Raw genomic sequence first — 17886 nt, 5'->3', positions numbered from 1 at the left:
CGGGAGCGCCGGCCGAATTGCCACCGCGACACGCTTTCCCGCCGAGTGTGGCCTTCCCGTCCTTGCGTCAGCTTGCCCGCGCCTGCATGCAGAAAGGCCGTTCCGGCTTCACTGGGCCGCCATGACACGACCGACGCGCCTCATCCTCGCCGCGCTGGCCCTCGCTTCGGCCGCGACCGCGGCGCTCGCCCAGCCGCTGCAACTGCCGGGCGCCCAGCCGTTCAACGCGCCGGGAACCCAGCAGGCCGCGCCTTCCCAGCCCGGCGCTCCGGCCGCACCGAAGCCGCCGAGCATGCCCGCCATCAAGATCGCCGGCGAGGATGCCATTCTCGGCAAGGCCCTGCATCGCCACGGCAATCACGGCGAGGCGGTCTTCTCGAAGACGGCGACGGGCTATGGCCTCAAGCTCAATCTCGACGGTTTCCAGAGCACGAACCTGGTCGATCCCTGCGCCGTCTCCTTCGGCGATGCGCCCGTCCCGGTCACCCCGCTCGGGCGTCCGGCCGGCGTTCCCCGCTACAAGCTGGAAGCCTCGATCTGCCCGATCGTCTTCGACGTGCTCGACGGTGCCTTCCTCGTGGTCGAGCCGGCCGAGCCCTGCGTTGTGCAGGCCGCGCAATGCCGGATCGATCCGCGCGGGCTCTGGGGGCCCGATGCGCGTGTGGTCGCAGGCCAAGCCAAGGAGATCGAGAAGGCCCGCGGCAGCGCCGAACGCGCCGTACGCGAGGGCTATCGGACGCTGACGGCCAAATCCGACGCCGTCGAGCAGCGCGTGATCGCGCGCGAGCAGGCCGGGTTCTCGGCCGAGCGCGAGACGATCTGCCGCGATTTCCAGCGCGAGGGCCAGTTCGGCTTCTGCGGCGCGCGGATCACCGAGGCGCGGGCCGCCTCGCTGCGTGCCCGGCTCGGGCTCAATACCGAGCCGAAGCCTGCCGCCAAGCCGAAGCCGCGACCGAAGCCCGCGCCGCTGCCGCTGGCGCCGACGCAGTAGCGGGCAGAGCGTCATCCCGTGCGCGCTGCGGCATGAAATGCCGCTGCGCAGACACGGGACCGCATGACGAGAGGGCGCCTTTCAAGCGAAAGCGCGCGTCCTGCACGAGAGGGCGCCTTTTCCTGCGCACGGTCCCGCATCTGCGCAGCAGCACTGACGTGCCGCAGCGCGTGCGGGATGACAGCTTCAGCCCATCCGCTTCGCAAGCCCGGCCTCATCGAGCCCGGCCAGCGCATCGATAAGGTGCATCGCGAAGCTGCCCGGTCCGGCCGCACGCTCGACCGCGATCTCGCCGGCGATGCCATAGGCGGTCAGCGCCGCCGCGGCCGCGATCGCCGGATCGGGCTCGACCGCCCGGCAGGCGGCCACCAGCGCGCTCGAGGCGCAGCCGAGCCCGGTCACCCTGCTCATCAATTCATGGCCATGCGCGACCGCCAGGGCCCGGTCTTCCGTCTCGATCCGGTCGACCGCGCCGGTGGTGACGCGCACGATGTCGCGCCGCAGCGCGAAAAGCGGCTCCAGCGTCGCCATTTCCGTGGCATTGCCGCGCACCAGCACGTCGAACAGGGCGAGTACGTCGCCGACCAGACGCAGCCGCAACGGCGAGAGCTCGACGAAGACCGGGTCGAGCACCAGCGGTATCAGGCGCTCCCGCGCAACGCCGACGAGCTTGGGAATGGCGCGCTCGCCTTCGAGGCTGAGCGTGCCGAGATTGATCAGGATCGCGCCCGCTCCGGCCGCAACGGCCTCGACCTCGTCGGGATGGCTGGCCATCGAGGGCACCGCCCCGACGGCCAGCAGGATGTTGGCGGTGACGTTCTGCGCCACCGTATTGGTCAGGCAGTGGACGCGCGGGCGGCGCCTGGCCACCCGCGCGAGGATCGATGCGACGCTGCCTGCGTCGAGCTTTTCGCTGAAAGCGCTCATTCAGCAGCAGGTAGATAGATACTCCCGCCCTTGTCGAGGAATTCCTTCGACTTGGCCGCCATGCCTTCCGCTGCCATAGCTTCAAGGCTCGCGCGCTCGTTGTCGCTCATCGCCAGCACCTCGGCGCGCAGGTCCTGCGTGATCTTCATCGAGCAGAATTTCGGCCCGCACATCGAGCAGAAATGCGCGACCTTGTGGGCGTCCTTCGGCAGGGTCTCGTCGTGGAACTCGCGGGCCGTGTCGGGGTCGAGCGCCAGGTTGAACTGGTCCTCCCAGCGGAAGTCGAAACGGGCGCGGGAGACCGCGTCGTCGCGGATTTTCGCGGCCGGATGGCCCTTGGCGAGATCGGCGGCATGGGCGGCGATCCGATAGGTGATGACGCCGGTCTTGACGTCGTCGCGGTTGGGGAGACCGAGATGCTCCTTCGGCGTGACGTAGCAGAGCATGGCGCAGCCGTACCAGCCGATCATCGCCGCACCGATGCCGGAGGTGATGTGGTCGTAGCCCGGCGCGATGTCGGTCGTCAGCGGTCCGAGCGTGTAGAACGGCGCCTCGCCGCACTCGCGCAGCTGCTTGTCCATGTTCTCCTTGATCTTGTGCATCGGCACATGGCCGGGGCCCTCGATCATGACCTGGCAGCCCTTGTCCCAGGCGATCTTGGTGAGCTCCCCCAGCGTCTCCAGCTCGGCGAACTGGGCGCGGTCATTGGCATCGGCGATCGAGCCCGGACGCAGGCCGTCGCCCAGCGAGAACGAAACGTCGTAGCGGCGCATGATCTCGCAGATCTCTTCGAAACGCTCGTAGAGGAAGCTCTCGCGGTGATGCGCCAGGCACCAGCGCGCCATGATCGAGCCGCCGCGCGAGACGATGCCGGTGACGCGATTGGCGGTCAGCGGGACGTAGGGGAGACGCACGCCGGCATGGATGGTGAAATAGTCGACGCCCTGCTCGGCCTGCTCGATCAGCGTGTCCTTGAACACCTCCCAGTCGAGCTTGATCGGATCGCCGCCGACCTTTTCCAGCGCCTGGTAGATCGGCACCGTGCCGATCGGGACCGGCGAGTTGCGCAGAATCCACGAGCGGATGTTGTGGATGTTGCGGCCGGTGGAGAGGTCCATCACCGTGTCGGCGCCCCAGCGGATCGCCCAGACCAGCTTCTCGACCTCTTCGGCCGCGCCGGAGGTCACCGCCGAGTTGCCGATATTGGCGTTGATCTTGACCAGGAAGTTACGGCCGATCGCCATCGGCTCCAACTCGGGATGGTTGATGTTGGCGGGGATGATGGCCCGGCCGCGCGCGATCTCCTCGCGGACGAATTCCGGAGTGACGAATTCCGGCACATTGGCACCGAAGCTCTCGCCATCGGCATGACGCTCCCGCGCGCCCTCCAGCATGGCGGCGCGGCCGAGATTCTCGCGATGGGCGACATAGATCATCTCGGGCGTGATGATCCCGGCCTTGGCGAACTCGTATTGCGTCGTCAGCTGGCCGGGCTTGGCCTGCAGGATCGGGCGCTGCGCCGGGCAGGCGGGCACGAGCTGGTCGGCTGAGATGTGGCCGTTATCGGCGGCGGTGACGGTGCGTCCCGCGACCTGCTCGAAACCGCGCGCGTCGAGCCAGGCGCGGCGCGGCTGGACCAGACCGGCATTGAGATCGATTTTCGCGTCGGTCTCGGTGAAGGGACCGCTGGGATCATAGAGGCGCACCGGCGGCTCGGCATCGGTGGTCAGGACCACCTCGCGGAAGGGCACGCGCATCTGCGGATGCTCGGGCGCGGCGACATAGATTTTGCGCGAGCCGATGATCGGCCCGGTCGTGACGCTTTGGGGGGCGGTCTTGACGCTGTTCTTCTGGGGTTTGGTGTGGGCATTCATGGGGGATCTCCTCCTTGGTACAGGTCAGGAGATCCGGCGTCGAAGCGGTTCAGTCGCTGTCTGCGGGCAAGGCTTTGCGCCCTGCGATCGCGTTCCAGTCCCTCCGCCGGTATGACCCGGATCAGGTTCGATGGGTTCAGCTTCGAAAGCCGTCTCAGCCCTTGCGGGCACCCCTCGGAACGAGGACGAGGTTAGGCGCAGCGCCGCCGATTGGCAACGGGCTGTGCGAAGCTCCGATAGGACTGGGAGGAATGGCTCAGGCGGTCCGGTCGACCAGCGCGCCCTGCCCGGCCGGCAGCACGGCTTGGGTCTGCTCGACGCTCTGCTGGAGCATGGCGAGAACGCCTTGCTCGGCCTGCGCATTCTGCTTGAGCATCTCGATGGAGAGCGCCTGCCGGGTCGAATCGGCCTGCATCGAGACAATGCTGCGGGCAAGGGAAACGGCGTCGCTCATGGCAGGCACCCTAGCCGGACAGCCCTACCAAATCCTGAACCCGACCCTTCAAGGTGCGATGATCGAGGGTACGGGCTTCGGCATCGGCGGATCGCGATCGGGCCTGACGGGAGCCTGCGTCTTGCCTTCGCCTGCACCGCGCTTCTCGTCGCGAGGCGCCACGCTGTTGGGCGCCGGCGGACGCACGGCTTCTCCCGCCCGTGGCGATAGCGGCACGCCGGGAGCACGCTGCTTGGCCGGAGGAGGCGCCGTCTGCGCTAGCACCGGCAACGCTCCCGGCAGACTCGCGACGAGCAACCCGGCCAGAACCGGAACGAGCTTTCTCATGGCGATACCTCCTTTCGGCCATCCCATGCAAACGAAACAGGCGCAGGGAACGGGTGTTCCCTGCGCCTGCGGAAGAGCGGGGCTGCTCCGAGAGCTGCCCGACCCGATCGTTACTGGTTCTGGCCGCTCAGCAGCGGCGTGATGCGCCGGAGCGTGACGCGCCGGTTCTCGCGCGCGGCCTCCTGCGTATTCACCTTCAGGTACTGCTCGCCATAGCCCTGAGTCGTCAGGTTCTCCGGCGGGATCTGGAAGTCGCGCGTCAGGATCTCCGCGACCGACTGCGCCCGGCGATCGGAGAGCGAGAGATTGTCGACATCGGCGCCGACGGCGTCGGTGTGGCCCTCGATGAGGAAGACCTCGTTGGGCGAGCGCTGGAGCGCGCGCTTCACCGAATCCGCCAGCACCGAGAGGCGCCGCACCTGATCCGGGCCCACCTGCCAGGAGCCGCTGTCGAAATTGATCGTGTCGACATCGACGCTGCGCATGCGGGCGCGCAGATCCGGCGAATAGCGGACCTCGTCCAGCGTGTAGCGGCGCGGGATCGCGGCGATCGGCGGGGCGGTGATCGTCTCGTAGATCAGCGCCTCGTCGGCCTGGCCGGCATCGACGATATAGCGCTCGCGCGGCATCGGCAGCGGCGGCGGCGGCAGCACGACGACATCGTCGGCGAAGCGCCCGGGACGATCCCGCAGCGTGTTGTCGATGATGATCACCTCGCGGTTGTCGCGGTCGATGCGGGTGCGGCGAAGCAGCCGGCCCTCCTCGTCCGTGACGGTGACGATCCGCGTGCCGTCCGGGCGCTCGAAGACCATGCGGTTCTCGTCGCCGCGGCGCTCGGAGCGACCCTGCCAGCCGAGATCGCGGAAGCGCTGGTCCTCATCGCGGCGGATGATGGCGCGGCCGTCATCGTCGCGGATGATGGTGCGGCCGGGCTCGCGGATGATGGTGACGTCACCCTCGCGCCGCTCCTCGCGGCGGCTGCGGATATCCTCGAAGCGCTGCGCTCCTTGCGTCGCCATGATGCCGCCGAGGACACCGGCGCCGAGGCCGATCGCGCCGGCCACGCCCGGCGAGATGCCGCCGCGGCGGCCATCACGCTGGGGCGGCTGGCCGGGAGGCCCTCCGACCGGCGGCTGTCCTGGAACGGCACCGGGCTGCACCGGAGCGGCAGCACCGGGCTGTGGCGCCGTGCCCGGCGCTCCGCCGGACGGCATGCCGGGAGCCGGGCGGTTCGGCTGAGCCGGCGCGGCGCCTGCGGGCGGATTCGGGGCCGCGGTGCCGGGCTGGGTCGCAGCGGGAGCGCCGGGGGCTCCAGCCGGAGGCGTTCCCGGAGCGGGGCGCGTGGGCTGAGCCGGAGCCGCACCGGCGGGCGGGGGAGGCGTGGGAGCCGTCGCCCCCGGCAGCGCCGGAGTTGCGGGAGCGCCAGGTTGGGGCGCGGCGGCCGGCGGACGCGGTTGCGAAGGCTGCGCCGAAGGCGGAACGGCCGGACCACCGCGCGGAACGGCGGAAGGCGGAGCGCCCGCGCCGGGCTGAGCGGGAGCTCCTGGCTGGGACGGAGCGGTCGGCGCCGTCGCAGGTGGCGTTCCCGGCGGACGAGGCTGCCCCGGTGCCGCCGAGGGCGGAACGGCCGGACCACCACGCGGAACAGCCGAAGGTCGGGCACCAGCACCCGGCTGGGCGGGCGCACTCGGCGCCGCGGCGGGCGGCGCTACTGGCGGGCGAGGCTGGGTCGGTGCAGCCGAAGGCGAAACGGCCGGACCACCGCGCGGAACCGCCGAGGGCGGCGCGCCAGCGCCCGGTTGGGGAGCTGCGGCCGGCGGCGCTACCGGCTGAGGCGCCGCGCGCGGCGGCGTCGGAGCCGTCGGCTCGGCTGGCGGGCGCGGGGGCGTCGGGCGGGCTGCGGGCGCCTCGCTGGGAGACGGAGCCGCGCGGGGCGCCGGTGCCTCACGCGGCATGGCAGGGCGTTCCGGCTGCGGACGCGCGGCCGGCGGCTCGGCACGCGGCTGGGGCGCCGGCATGGCAGGAGGCTGCGCCCGAGGGGCCGCCGGAGCGGGCTGCATCTGCGGCGGACGCGGGGCCTGCGGCTGAGCGGGCGCCGCGGGAGCGGCCGGCCGTTCAGGGCCGCGCTGGCCGGGCTGCGCGCCCGATGGCGGCTGCGGGCGCCGTGGCCCGCGTGGATCCTCGTCTCCGGCGGCGGGAGCCTGGGCGACCCGGTATCCGGCCTCGGCGAAGGCCTGCCCGGCTTGCGAAAGGACGAGGGCCGGCAGGACGGTCCCGACCAGCAACCAGCGTTTCGTGCGCATCTCTATTCCCGTCGTTCGTTTCAACCTGCGGGTATCAGGCCCCTTGTGGCCTGAACCCGCGATGAAGCGAAAACGGCAGGAATCGGGCAGCGGTTCCGCTGCTGCGGCGTTAGAGCCCAGCCTCGGCTTTCACATAGGCCGCGATCTCGGCATGGGTCGCGAACCAGCAATCGCCCTTCGCCTTGGCGAGGCGGACCAGTTCCTCAAGGATCCAGAAGCGCGAGCGATAGGTGATGACATGCGGGTGCATGGTCAGCAGGAAGAGCCCGCCCTCGGCATAGGCGCCCTCGAACTCGCGGCGGAAGATATCGAAGACCGCTTCCGGCGACGTATAAGGCCTCAAGCCCTGGAAGCGGTTCATGCTGAGATAGGGCGCGTCGTCGCGAATCCATTCGACCGGCAGTTCGACGATGCCGGTCGGCTCGCCCTTCTCGACGATCTCATAGGGATCGTCATCGGCGAAGAGCGAGGAATCGTAGAGCAGGCCGAGCTCGCGCTCGATCGCGAGCGTCACGTCGGAGAAATCCCAGGACGGCGTGCGCATGCCGACCGGGCGGATGCCGGTGACCTTCTCCAGCGTATCGGCCGAGCGCAGATGCAGCTCGCGCTCGTTTTCGGGCGGCACCGCCGTGTTGACCTCGTGGATCCAGCCATGGAGGCCGATCTCGTGGCCGGCGCCGATGATGCGGCGCTGCTCTTCCGGATAGAGCAGAGCGGTGACGGCCGGCACGAAAAAGCTCGCCGGGATATCCTGCCGCTTCAGCAGATCGAGGATCCGGGGCACGCCGACGCGGTTGCCATACTGGCCCCAGGAGAGGCGCCCGACCGATTTGCCGCCGTCGCGCAACTCGTTGGTCTCGTGGTCGACGTCGAAGGAAAGCGCGACCGCGCAACGGGCGCCGTTCTTCCATCTCGCGGGCTTGAGGTTGCGGCCGGCGCGAACCTGCTCGACCTTGCCGCGCCAGACCTCTTCCGGCCATTGCCAGGGCAGGAGTTCATCGGTCTGGCTCGTCATGGCGGCTCTCCTCAGGTCGTCGTCGTGCCCGGCAGCACCGGCACGGCGGCGAGCAGGCGCTTGGTGTAGTCGTGCTGCGGATGGTCGTAGACCGCGCCGGCCGGGCCGCTCTCGACGATCCTGCCGCGATACATGATGGCGACGCGGTCGCAGAGATGGCGGACGACCGAGAGGTCGTGCGAGATGAAGATCAGCGTCAGGTCGAGTTCCTGCCGAAGCCTGATCAGCAGGTTGATGATCTGCGCCTGGATCGAGACATCGAGCGAGGCGACCGGCTCGTCGCAGACGATGACGTCGGGCTGCATCGCGAGCGCGCGGGCGATGGCGACGCGCTGGCGCTGGCCGCCTGAGAACTGATGCGGGTAGCGGTCCGCGAAATCGGGATCGAGCCCGACTGCGGCCAGCCATTGCCGGACGTAATCCTTGGCCTGCGCCCGCTCGATCAAGCCATGGGCCAACGGCCCCTCGGCAATGCTGTCCCCCACCCTCATGCGCGGGTTGAGCGAGGCGAAGGGGTCCTGGAAGATCGTCTGGACACGCGTCGTGACCTTGTGCGGGTTGTCTCCCGCACTCATCACGGGCGCGCCGTCGATGCGGACGGAACCGCTGTCGGGCGCATAGATGCCGGCGGCGACGCGCCCGAGCGTCGACTTGCCGGAGCCGGATTCGCCGACGAGGCCGAGCGCCTCGCCGCGCTTCAGCACCAGCGTGACATCGTCGACCGCCTGAACCGCTGCCGGCGCCTTCGACAGGCCGGCCTTCTGGGCGAGCTTGCGGAACAGGCCAGGTGTCTGGGCGAAGCGCTTGGCGACATGCTCGATGCGGACATAGTGCACGGCATCCGCCACGACGGGCGGCGCCTGTTTCACAGCGCGCGGCGGCGGCGCGACATCGGCGCCGACGCCGCCGGCGAGCAACTTGCCGGGCGCGGAGCGCGAGGGCAGCGCGTCGAGGAGCGACCGCGTATAGGGATGCTGTGGATGGGTCAGGACATCGAGTGTCGACCCGGCCTCGACGATCCTGCCGTGCCGCATGACGCAGACATGGTCGGCGAGCGAGGCGACGACGGCGAGGTCGTGGCTGATCCAGATCAGCGCCGTGCCGAGCTCGGCGACCAGCTCCTTCATCTCGGCGAGGATCTCGGCCTGCACGGAGACGTCGAGCGCGGTCGTGGGCTCGTCGCAGATGATCAGCTTCGGCCGGTGCAGCAGGGCGATGGCGATGGCGACGCGCTGGCGCATGCCGCCGGAGAACTGATGCGGGTAGAAATCGACCTTGGCCTCCGCGTCGGGAATGCGGACCTGCGCCAGCGCCGCAATGGCGCGGCGGCGCGCCTCGGCGCTGGAGACCGTCTCATGCGCCTCCAGGGCGAGCCTGATCTGCGTGCCGATGGTCAGCATCGGGTTCAGCGTCATCATCGGGTCCTGGAAGACCATCGAGATCTGCTTGCCGCGGATTTTTCGCAGATCGGACGGAGCCAGTCCGACGAGTTCGCGCCCTTCCAGCTTGACCGAGGAGCCGGTCTCGACGCGGCCGGGCGGATCGATCAGGCCGATGATCGAGAAGCCGGTGATGCTCTTGCCCGAGCCGGATTCGCCGACGAGGCCCATGACCTCGCCGCGCTTCAGCGCGAAGGAAACGCCGTCGACCGCCTTCACCACGCCGGCGCGGGCGTGGAAATGGGTGGCAAGGTTCGTGACCTGGAGGAGAGGCGCCTCGCTCATCGCTTCAGCCTCGGATTGACCTGATCGCGGATGCGGTCGCCGACGAGGTTGATCGCGACGATCAGCACGATCAGCGCGATGCCCGGATAGATCGAGATCCAGTAGCGGCCGGACAGCATGTACTGGAAACCGTTCGCGATCAGCATGCCGAGCGAAGGCTCGGTCACCGGCAAGCCGACGCCGAGGAAGGAGAGCGTCGCCTCCAATGCGATGGCATTGGCCACCTGCACGGTCGCGACGACGATCAGGGGCGGCAGGCAGTTCGGAAAGATATGACGCAGCACGACGCGCCAGGCCGGCAGAGGCGTCGAGAGCACCGCCTCGACATAGTCCTTGCCGCGCTCGGCCGAGGCTGCGCCATGGGCCGTGCGGGCGAAATAGGCGTATTGCGCGGCGGCGAGCGCGGCGATGAGCTGCATCTTGCCCTGCCCCAGCAAGGCCGAGAGCACCAGCGCCAGCAGGATCGCCGGGAAAGCGAGCTGCAGGTCGATGACGCGCATGATGAAAGCCTCGCGGCGCCCGCCGACATAGGCGGCGCCGATGCCGAGCGAGACGCCGAGCGTGAAGGCGATGGCGCCCGCCACCAGCCCCATCTGCAGGGAAATGCGCAGGCCGTAGAGGATCGCGGAGAGCAGGTCGCGGCCCTGCGCGTCGGTGCCGAGCCAATGCGTATAGCCGCCCTCGCCGACATAGCCCGGCGGGCGGCGCGCATCGGAGAGCGAGAGATTGGCGAGGTCGTAAGGGTTCTGCGGCGCTACGAGCGGTGCCAGCAGCGCGACGCCGATGATCAGGACGACGACGGCGAGCGCGATGACCGCGGTCCTGCTCTCGCGGAACTCGGCCCAGAAGCGGGCGACGGGAGAGGCGTCCGTCATCGCGCGCCTCCCTTCCGCAACCGCGGATCGAGCCCGACATAGGCGAGGTCGACGAGGAAATTGATGGTGATGAAGACGAAGGCGACGAGCATCAGGTAGGCGACCATCACCGGCCGGTCGAGCGACTGGATCGAGTCGATGATCAGCTTGCCGATGCCCGGCCAGGAGAAGATCGTCTCGGTGACCACGGCGAAGGCGAGCGTCGAGGCGAATTCGAGGCCGAAGACGGTGACGAGCGGAATCGCGATCAGGCGCAGCACATGGCGGCGCAGCACGGTCCATTCGGAGAGGCCGGCGGCGCGGGCGAATTTCACGGTGTCGGAGAGCATGGTCTCGCGCGTGCCGGCCCTCGCGAGACGCGTCATCAGGGCCAGCTTGAAGAAGGCGAGGTTCAGCGCGGGTAGTAGCAGATGGCTCAGGCCGTTCAGCGTCAGGAAGCTCCACGCGACGCCGAAGATCGGGACGGTCTCGCCGCGCCCTCCCGCCGGCAGCCATTGCAATTCGACGGCGAAGGCCATGATCAGCACGAGGCCGATCCAGAAGGTCGGTACGGAAAAGCCGAGGATCGAGACCGTCATGATCAGCTTCGAGGCGACGCTGTCCGGCCGGTAGCCGGCATATATTCCGGCGGGAATGCCGATCAGCGCCGCGCCGCAGACCGCGATCAGCGTCAGTTCCAGCGTCGCCGGAAGGCGCGACAGGATCAGGTCCATCACCGGCATGCCGAAAACGAAGGAGCGGCCGAAATCGCCCTGCAGCACGCGGCCGAGGAAGGTCAGGTACTGCTCCCAGAGCGGCCGGTCGAGCCCGTATTGGGCGATGGTCTGGAGGCGCAGTTCCTGGCTGACATCGGGGCCGATCAGCACGTCGATCGGGTTCCCGATCGCATAGACGCCGACGAAGACCAGCACCGACATGACGAGCATGACGACGAGCGCCTGCGCCAGCCGGGAGGCGACGTGGCCTAGCATCGATGGAGTTTCCGGCGCGGCCTCACGGCCAGTTCTCCACCATCACGGCCCGCGTCTCCTCGACGCCGACCTGCCAGAGCCTGAGCATCTCCTCGTCGGGCCGTTGATAGAGACCGTGGAAATTGCCGTCGCCGAGGATTTCGCGGCGCTTGGCCGGGCTCGCGGCCTGATACTCGGCGGCATTGAAGGGCGGCTTCAGCGTCTCCGGCATCGCGACGCCGGCGAGCCGCGTCCAGGGAAAGTTTTCCATCCAGGACGCATGCGAGGCCGCCGGATCGACCGCCTGGACCGCCGCCTGGAATTGCGGCGCCGCCCACCAATTGTGCAGGCGGATGCTGGCATCGGGATGCGCATCCAGCCATTCGGTCGCGAAGTTGAGAGCCGGCGAATTGCCGCCATGGCCGTTGACCAGGACGATGCGGCGGAAGCCCGAGCGATAAAGACCGTCGAAGATGTCGCCGAGCAGGGCGGCATAGGTGCTGAGCTTCAGCGAGATGCTGCCGGGGAAATTCAGGAAGCCCGGCGTCAGGCCATAGGCCAGGACCGGAAAGACCGGAATGCCGAGCGGCTCGGCCGCCTCCTGCGCCACGCGCTCGGACAGGATGACATCGGTCGCGAGGCTCAAATAGGCATGCTGCTCGACGCTGCCGAGCGGCAGGACGCAGCGGTCGTCCCGCTTCGCCTGGGCCTCGATCTGCATCCAGTTCAAATCGGCGACACGCACGGCGCGATCCTTGCTTCGCTTTCCCAAGCGGTAGACAATCCCGGCAGGCAGCCCTGACCACCTCGCCACAGGCATCCTTGACTCCGGCGTCAGGGAGCGTCAAGTTCCATTTGGAACTAAATCGGTCGAGAGGTTTCCCCGATGCGACGCGCGCCGACCTCTCCTTCCCGCGTCGATCCGGAGCGCGAGACCGCGCTCGCCGATCTCGACCCGCTGACCGTGACCAAGCTCTGGGACAATCCCTGCTGGCTCTCCTTCCGGCTGAACTTCGTCGCCTTCCGCTTCAACGACCCGGTCTATCGCTGGATCGAGACGCGCTACGGGCTCGTGCGGCCCGAATTCGTCGCGCTCTATGCGGTGGGGCTGAAGGAGGGCGTCGCCGCCAAGAACATCGTGGCATCCTCCGGGCTGCCGAAGAACACGCTGTCGCGCGCCGTGCAGAAGCTGCTGCAGCGGCGCCTGCTCAAGCGCGAGACCGATCCGGCCGACCTGCGCAGCTATGTCCTCCATCTCACGCCGGCAGGCCGCAAGATCTTCGACGAGACCATGGTGCCGATGGTCGAGCACCAGACGGCGATGCTGGCCGCCCTCAGCGCGGACGAGCAGCGGCAGCTCTGCGCCCTGATGGACAAGCTCGTCATCGCCTCGCCCGCCTGGCCTCAGGAACTCCAGTCATAACCATAGAAAAACAGGGGATACCGTCATGACGATCGTGAAGAGCTTCCGCCTAGCCGCCTTCGCCGCCCTGCTCGGCGCCACCGTCTCGACCGGCGCTCTGGCGCAGACGCTGACGATCGGCGTCCGCGCCGGTCCGGAATCGATCGACCCGCATTTCACCGCGACCGGCACTCATGCCGAGGCGCTGAAGCATGTCTTCGATACGCTGACCTGGTCCGGCGACAAGCTCCAGATCGAGCCGCGCCTCGCGATGAGCTGGAAGACGCTGGAGCCGACGGTCTGGGAGTTCAAGCTGCGCCCCGGCGTCAAGTTCCATGACGGCTCCGACTTCACCGCCGAGGACGTGAAGTTCTCGATCGAGCGCATTCCGGTCGTCGCGGGCCCGAACCCGACGACGATCTATGTCCGGCGCGTCAAGGAGGTGAAGATCATCGATCCGCTGACGGTCCATATCGTCACCGACGGGCCGGCGCCGAACCTGCCGAACGATTTCATCCGGCTGTTCATCGTCTCGCACAAGGCCGCCGCCGGCCTGACCAAGGACAGTGCCAACGAGGCCTTCAATTCCGGCAAGGCCGCTATCGGCACCGGCCCGTACAAGTTCGTCTCCTGGACGCCGAAGGACCAGATGGTGCTGGACCGCTTCGACGGCTACTGGGGCGCGAAGGAACCCTGGGCCAAGGTCGTGCGCAAGGAGCTGCCGAACGACGCCGCCCGCGTCGCGCAGCTCAAGGCAGGGCAGGTCGACATCATCGTGCGCGCGCCGGCCTCCGACGTGCCGACGCTGAAGCGCGACGCCAAGCTCTCTGTCGCGACGATCGAGAGCGTCTATCTCTTCAACATGGAGCTCGACATGCGGGACAAGTCCCCGCAGGTCAGCGCCAAGGACGGCTCGGCCCTGCCGAAGAATCCCCTGCAGGACGCGAAGGTCCGCGAGGCGATCGACCTCGCCATCGACCGGCCGGCGCTGGCGGAGATCGCCATGGAAGGGCTCGGCACCCCCGCGAACCAGTTGGTGACGCCGACCATCGCCGGCTTCAACAAGAGCCTGCCGGCGCTCAAGCCCGATCTCGCCAAGGCGAAGAAGCTGATGGAGGAGGCCGGCTATCCCAACGGCTTCAAGGTCGGCTTCGCCTTCACCAATGACCGCCTGCCCGGCGACCGGCAGGTCGGCACCTCGATTGCGCAGATGCTGGCGCGCATCGGCATCGAGGTGAACGCCAATGCGCAGCCCGGCGCGGTGTTCTTCCCGGCGCGCACGCGCGGCGACTTCTCGCTGTCGATGTCCGGCTGGGGCACGCTGACGGGCGAGGCGAACTACACGCTCTCCTCCGTGGTCCATTCCAACGACCCGGCCAAGAAGCTCGGGGCCTTCAACGTGCTCGGCTACAAGAATGCCGAGGTCGACAAGCTGATCGAGGACGCAGCCGTCGAGATGGACGAGGCCAAGCGCAACCAGATGCTGTCCGACGCCGCCGCGATCGTCGCCAAGGACCGGCCGCGCCTGCCGATCGCCGCCGTCGGCTCGGCCTGGGCGATGCAGAAGGACAAGGTGACGATCTCGCCGCGCGTCGACGAGGACACGCTGGCGATGGACATTAAGCCCACCAGGAAGTAACGGGACCGCCTTCGCGTCACGGTCGGGCCCGCCCCGACCATCCACGCCTTCGCTTGACGCCCCGGTTCGGTGTTCAAGACGTGGATGCTCGCCACCGGGGCGAGCATGACGGCCTGCTTCGCACAACGATTGATCGGAAGACAGACATGACCCTCGCGCTCGCCATCCATGGCGGCTGCGGCACCTTGCCGAAGGCCGAGATGACGGAGGCCGAATGGGCCCAGGCCCGGTCCGACCTCGCCGGCGCATTGCGAGCCGGCTGGGCGATCCTCAGCAAGGGCGGCGCGGCGGTCGACGCCGTCGAGGCAGCCGTGCGGGTGATGGAGGATTCCCCGCATTTCAACGCCGGCCATGGCGCGGCCTTCAACAGCGACGGCGAGCATGAGCTCGACGCCTCGATCATGGACGGAGCGACGCTGGCCGCCGGCGCGGTCTGCGGCGCCAAGCGCATCCGCAACCCGATCACGGCCGCCAAGGCCTTGATGCTGCGCGGCGATCCGCTGCTGCTCGCCGGCCCCGCGGCCGATGATTTCGCCGAGCATGACGGCGTCGATACCGTCGCCAACGAGTATTTCTCGACCGAGCGCCGGCGCAAGAACCTCGCCTCGATGAAGCTGCGCGAGATCGTCGGTACCGCCGCCGAGGCGAGCGAGGCCGAGAAGCACGGCACGGTAGGCGCCGTCGCCTGCGACGCGCAGGGGCATCTGGCCGCCGCGACCTCGACCGGCGGCTATACCAACAAGCCGGTCGGCCGCGTCGGCGATTCCCCGATCATCGGTGCCGGCACCTATGCCCGTGACGGACGATGCGCCGTCTCCGGCACCGGCAAGGGCGAGTATTTCATCCGCTACTGCGTCGGCCACGAGATCGCGTCGCTGATCGCCTACAAAGGCCTCTCGCTGCAGGCCGCGACGGATGCGGTCCTCGCCGAGCTCTCCGAGCACAAGATTGGCGCGGGCCTCGTCGCCGTCGGCGCCGATGGTGCGATCGTCGCGCCCTACAACACCGAGGGCATGTATCGGGGCTGGGTGACGGCGGATGGCCTCGTCCATGTCGCCACGCATGACCATGTCGAGCTGGCGGGGCAGGCGTGAGCGAGCCCATCCTGATCTGGGGCGCCGGCGCCATCGGCGGCACGCTGGGCGCCTATTGGGCGCGGGCCGGCGTGCCGGTTCTGCTGGTCGACATCGTCCCCGAGCATGTCGAGGCCTGCCGGACCAAGGGGCTCGCCGTATCCGGGCCGGTCGAGGCCTTCACGCAGGTGGTCCCGGCCGCGACGCAGGCTGAACTGACCGGCCGGTACAGCCGCATCGTGCTCGCCGTGAAGGCCGGCGCGACGGAAGCCGCGCTCGACGCGCTCAAGCCGCATCTGGCCGAAGACGGTTTCGTGCTCTCCGCCCAGAACGGATTGAACGAGCTCGCCATCGCCAAGGCTGTCGGCGAGCGGCGCACCATGGGCTGCTTCGTCAATTTCGGCGCCGACTGGCTCGGGCCGGGCGAGATCCTCTACGGCAATCGCGGCGCGACCGTCGTCGGCGAGATCGACGGATCGATGAGTGAACGGGCCGTCGAGATGCACCGGCTGATGCGGCTGTTCGAGCCCGACGCGATCCTGACCGACAACATCTTCGGCTATCTCTGGGGCAAGCTCGCCTATGGCGCGATGCTGTTCGGAACGGCGCTGACCGACGATTCGATGTCGGCGAACTTTTCGGACCCGGAACGGCTTCCGGTCTGGCTGGCGCTCGGCCGGGAAGTCGGCGCGGTCGCGGCCAAACGCGGCGTGACCTCGCTCGGCTTCGGCGATTTCGACCCGATGGTGTTCGCGCCCGGCCGGCCGGAAGGTCCGCAGATCGAGACCATCCGCTGGCTGGCGCATTATACCGCGCAGACCGCCAAGACCCATTCCGGCATCTGGCGCGATCTCGCGGTGCGCAAGCGCAAGACCGAGGTCGACCCGCAGATCGGCGTCATCGCCATGCTCGGCCGCGAGGTCGGCATCTTGACGCCCGCGATAGAGACCCTGGTCTTGCTGATCCACGATATCGAGGACGGCCGCCGCCCGATGGCCTTCGAGACGCTCAAGGTGTTGATCGACCGATGCAAATCCGCTTCGACGGCCGCGTAGCCCTCGTCACCGGCGCAGCTCAGGGCATCGGGCGCGCGATCGCGGCCGCTCTCGCCGAGGCCGGCGCGCGCGTCCATCTCGCCGATATCGATGAGGCCGGGGTGCAGGCCGCCGCGAAAGAGATCGGCGCGACCGGCCATGCGGTCGATCTCGGCTCGCCCGAGGCCGCGCAGGCCCTGGTACGCGACATCGTGGCCGCCGATGGCCGGCTCGATCTTCTCGTCCATGCCGCCGGCGGCGTGCGCGGGCAGGTCGGCCGGGCGATCGAGGCGATTTCCGAGGATGACTGGCGCGTGATCTTCGCCGCCAATGTCGATGCCGCCTTCTTCCTGGCGCAGGCGGCGGCACCCGTGATGAAGCAGGCGGGCTACGGACGGATCGTGACGATCTCATCAGGCGCTGGGCTTCGTCCGAGCCTTACCGGCATCCAGGCCTATGCCAGCGCCAAGCACGCACTGGTCGGATTGACCAAGCAACTCGCCTGGGAGTTCGGCCCGCATGGCATCACGGTGAACTCGGTGGCGCCGGGCTTCGTGCGCTCCAATCCTGCGAGCGAGCGGCAATGGCAGAGCTATGGGCCGGAGGGGCAGAAGAAGCTGGTCGAGAGCATCCACACCCGCCGGCTCGGCACGCCCGAAGACATCGCCAACGCCACGCTGTTCTTCCTGAGCGAGCAGGCCGGCTGGATCAGCGGGCAGGTGCTCTCGGTCGATGGCGGCCGGTCTTAGAGGCCGCCGGCCGCCATTCTCGCAAACGCGGCCCGACGACAAGCAAAGCGCAGGAACGCTCTCCTGTATGGAGAGGGTAGGGTGAGGCGTCGGCCGTTGGACGCTTAGCCAGGGCCTGACCGCTGCCGCTGTGAGAGTGTGCACAACGCCTCGCGAACTTCACCGAGATACTGCGGGTCGTCGCGCGAGAATGGGGGTGTGGTCGCCAGCGCTGCTGTTCTTCCGTTAGACAAGCGCGTCATCCCGTGCGCGCTGCAGCATGCCAATGCTGCTGCGCAGACACGGGACCGTCCTTGGAGAAAGGCGTCTTTTCTGCGCGCGCTTTAGAGAAGCGCCTTTTCCTGCACACGATCCCGTGTCTGCGCAGCGGCACTGCGCGCCGCAGCGCGCACGGGAAGACAGCGGTGGTAAGGCCGCCCGGCCGGCGCTGGTCCAAGGATTTACACCTCGCCTCTGCCCCTCTCACTGATCTCGAGCTTGCCCGAGATCAGCACTTTGAGTGTCGAAGTCGGCAACCGCCGAATTCGATGCGGGAGAGGGGTTCCCCGC

The 17886-nt window shown here is 68.6% G+C and carries 16 protein-coding genes and 1 riboswitch; of the genes, 6 read left to right on the top strand and 10 right to left on the bottom strand.

What is annotated here, in order from left to right:
• The first annotated feature begins 121 nt into the window (after positions 1-121).
• Positions 122-991: a hypothetical protein gene (locus ACFJGT_RS25645; protein ID WP_377844229.1), complete on the top strand. Its 870-nt coding sequence runs from the start codon at positions 122-124 to the stop codon at positions 989-991.
• A 186-nt stretch (positions 992-1177) separates the two neighbouring features.
• Here the strand turns inward: ACFJGT_RS25645 and ACFJGT_RS25640 are convergent, their stop codons facing one another.
• The 10 genes from ACFJGT_RS25640 to ACFJGT_RS25595 form a co-directional block, all read right to left on the bottom strand.
• Positions 1178-1918 (bottom strand): hydroxyethylthiazole kinase, encoded by a 741-nt coding sequence (locus tag ACFJGT_RS25640; RefSeq protein ID WP_377844227.1) that lies wholly within the window; start codon positions 1916-1918, stop codon positions 1178-1180.
• Positions 1915-3792: a phosphomethylpyrimidine synthase ThiC gene (gene thiC, locus ACFJGT_RS25635; RefSeq protein ID WP_377844225.1), complete on the bottom strand. Its 1878-nt coding sequence runs from the start codon at positions 3790-3792 to the stop codon at positions 1915-1917. Before thiC ends, ACFJGT_RS25640 begins: the two co-directional genes overlap by 4 nt.
• A gap of 80 nt (positions 3793-3872) precedes the next feature.
• A riboswitch (TPP riboswitch) is annotated at positions 3873-3977 on the bottom strand.
• Positions 3978-4048: 71 nt separating this feature from the next.
• Positions 4049-4246 (bottom strand): hypothetical protein, encoded by a 198-nt coding sequence (locus ACFJGT_RS25630; protein WP_377844223.1) that lies wholly within the window; start codon positions 4244-4246, stop codon positions 4049-4051.
• A 48-nt stretch (positions 4247-4294) separates the two neighbouring features.
• On the bottom strand, positions 4295-4573 hold the full coding sequence (locus ACFJGT_RS25625) for a hypothetical protein (RefSeq protein WP_377844221.1): 279 nt from the start codon (positions 4571-4573) through the stop codon (positions 4295-4297).
• Between the two features lie 110 nt (positions 4574-4683).
• The gene (locus ACFJGT_RS25620) at positions 4684-5787 is read right to left on the bottom strand and encodes an OmpA family protein (protein ID WP_377844219.1); all 1104 of its coding nucleotides are present in this window, start codon (positions 5785-5787) and stop codon (positions 4684-4686) included.
• A 1198-nt stretch (positions 5788-6985) separates the two neighbouring features.
• Positions 6986-7891: a polysaccharide deacetylase gene (locus tag ACFJGT_RS25615; protein ID WP_377844217.1), complete on the bottom strand. Its 906-nt coding sequence runs from the start codon at positions 7889-7891 to the stop codon at positions 6986-6988.
• An 11-nt stretch (positions 7892-7902) separates the two neighbouring features.
• Positions 7903-9615 carry a dipeptide ABC transporter ATP-binding protein gene (locus ACFJGT_RS25610; RefSeq protein WP_377844215.1) on the bottom strand — a complete coding sequence of 571 codons (1713 nt, stop codon included), beginning with the start codon at positions 9613-9615 and terminating at the stop codon, positions 7903-7905.
• Positions 9612-10490 (bottom strand): ABC transporter permease, encoded by an 879-nt coding sequence (locus tag ACFJGT_RS25605; RefSeq protein ID WP_377844213.1) that lies wholly within the window; start codon positions 10488-10490, stop codon positions 9612-9614. Before ACFJGT_RS25605 ends, ACFJGT_RS25610 begins: the two co-directional genes overlap by 4 nt.
• Positions 10487-11461, bottom strand: coding sequence for an ABC transporter permease (locus tag ACFJGT_RS25600; RefSeq protein ID WP_377844210.1), 975 nt, complete (start codon positions 11459-11461; stop codon positions 10487-10489). Before ACFJGT_RS25600 ends, ACFJGT_RS25605 begins: the two co-directional genes overlap by 4 nt.
• Before the next feature lie 22 nt (positions 11462-11483).
• Positions 11484-12185: a creatininase family protein gene (locus ACFJGT_RS25595; RefSeq protein ID WP_377844208.1), complete on the bottom strand. Its 702-nt coding sequence runs from the start codon at positions 12183-12185 to the stop codon at positions 11484-11486.
• 141 nt (positions 12186-12326) lie between these two features.
• Between ACFJGT_RS25595 and ACFJGT_RS25590 the strand changes: the two genes are divergently transcribed.
• The 5 genes from ACFJGT_RS25590 (at position 12327) to ACFJGT_RS25570 (ending at position 17337) form a co-directional block, all read left to right on the top strand.
• Positions 12327-12863, top strand: coding sequence for a MarR family winged helix-turn-helix transcriptional regulator (locus ACFJGT_RS25590; RefSeq protein ID WP_377844206.1), 537 nt, complete (start codon positions 12327-12329; stop codon positions 12861-12863).
• Between the two features lie 25 nt (positions 12864-12888).
• Positions 12889-14481, top strand: a complete 1593-nt coding sequence (locus ACFJGT_RS25585) for an ABC transporter substrate-binding protein (protein WP_377844203.1) — start codon at positions 12889-12891, stop codon at positions 14479-14481.
• A gap of 146 nt (positions 14482-14627) precedes the next feature.
• A complete protein-coding gene (locus tag ACFJGT_RS25580; protein ID WP_377844201.1) occupies positions 14628-15575 on the top strand; it encodes an isoaspartyl peptidase/L-asparaginase family protein in 948 nt (315 codons plus the stop codon).
• Positions 15572-16609 carry a ketopantoate reductase family protein gene (locus ACFJGT_RS25575; RefSeq protein WP_377844198.1) on the top strand — a complete coding sequence of 346 codons (1038 nt, stop codon included), beginning with the start codon at positions 15572-15574 and terminating at the stop codon, positions 16607-16609. Before ACFJGT_RS25580 ends, ACFJGT_RS25575 begins: the two co-directional genes overlap by 4 nt.
• Positions 16582-17337: an SDR family NAD(P)-dependent oxidoreductase gene (locus ACFJGT_RS25570; RefSeq protein ID WP_377844196.1), complete on the top strand. Its 756-nt coding sequence runs from the start codon at positions 16582-16584 to the stop codon at positions 17335-17337. Before ACFJGT_RS25575 ends, ACFJGT_RS25570 begins: the two co-directional genes overlap by 28 nt.
• Positions 17338-17886: the final 549 nt, after the last annotated feature.

The organism is Allobosea sp. UC22_33 (genome assembly GCF_042700715.1).
In the GTDB taxonomy this organism is placed as follows: Bacteria; Pseudomonadota; Alphaproteobacteria; order Rhizobiales; family Beijerinckiaceae; genus Allobosea.
This window is presented reverse-complemented; position numbering and strand designations above follow the sequence as displayed.

Bases quoted from the DNA above. Each gene is read 5' to 3' on its own strand.
- thiC (WP_377844225.1), bottom strand. From the start codon at position 3,792: ATGAATGCCCACACCAAACCCCAGAAGAACAGCGTCAAGACCGCCCCC.
- ACFJGT_RS25590 (WP_377844206.1), top strand. From the start codon at position 12,327: ATGCGACGCGCGCCGACCTCTCCTTCCCGCGTCGATCCGGAGCGCGAG.
- ACFJGT_RS25615 (WP_377844217.1), bottom strand. From the start codon at position 7,891: ATGACGAGCCAGACCGATGAACTCCTGCCCTGGCAATGGCCGGAAGAG.
- ACFJGT_RS25630 (WP_377844223.1), bottom strand. From the start codon at position 4,246: ATGAGCGACGCCGTTTCCCTTGCCCGCAGCATTGTCTCGATGCAGGCC.
- ACFJGT_RS25600 (WP_377844210.1), bottom strand. From the start codon at position 11,461: ATGCTAGGCCACGTCGCCTCCCGGCTGGCGCAGGCGCTCGTCGTCATG.
- ACFJGT_RS25605 (WP_377844213.1), bottom strand. From the start codon at position 10,490: ATGACGGACGCCTCTCCCGTCGCCCGCTTCTGGGCCGAGTTCCGCGAG.
- ACFJGT_RS25620 (WP_377844219.1), bottom strand. From the start codon at position 5,787: ATGCCGTCCGGCGGAGCGCCGGGCACGGCGCCACAGCCCGGTGCTGCC.
- ACFJGT_RS25570 (WP_377844196.1), top strand. From the start codon at position 16,582: ATGCAAATCCGCTTCGACGGCCGCGTAGCCCTCGTCACCGGCGCAGCT.
- ACFJGT_RS25585 (WP_377844203.1), top strand. From the start codon at position 12,889: ATGACGATCGTGAAGAGCTTCCGCCTAGCCGCCTTCGCCGCCCTGCTC.
- ACFJGT_RS25610 (WP_377844215.1), bottom strand. From the start codon at position 9,615: ATGAGCGAGGCGCCTCTCCTCCAGGTCACGAACCTTGCCACCCATTTC.
- ACFJGT_RS25625 (WP_377844221.1), bottom strand. From the start codon at position 4,573: ATGAGAAAGCTCGTTCCGGTTCTGGCCGGGTTGCTCGTCGCGAGTCTG.
- ACFJGT_RS25640 (WP_377844227.1), bottom strand. From the start codon at position 1,918: ATGAGCGCTTTCAGCGAAAAGCTCGACGCAGGCAGCGTCGCATCGATC.
- ACFJGT_RS25645 (WP_377844229.1), top strand. From the start codon at position 122: ATGACACGACCGACGCGCCTCATCCTCGCCGCGCTGGCCCTCGCTTCG.
- ACFJGT_RS25580 (WP_377844201.1), top strand. From the start codon at position 14,628: ATGACCCTCGCGCTCGCCATCCATGGCGGCTGCGGCACCTTGCCGAAG.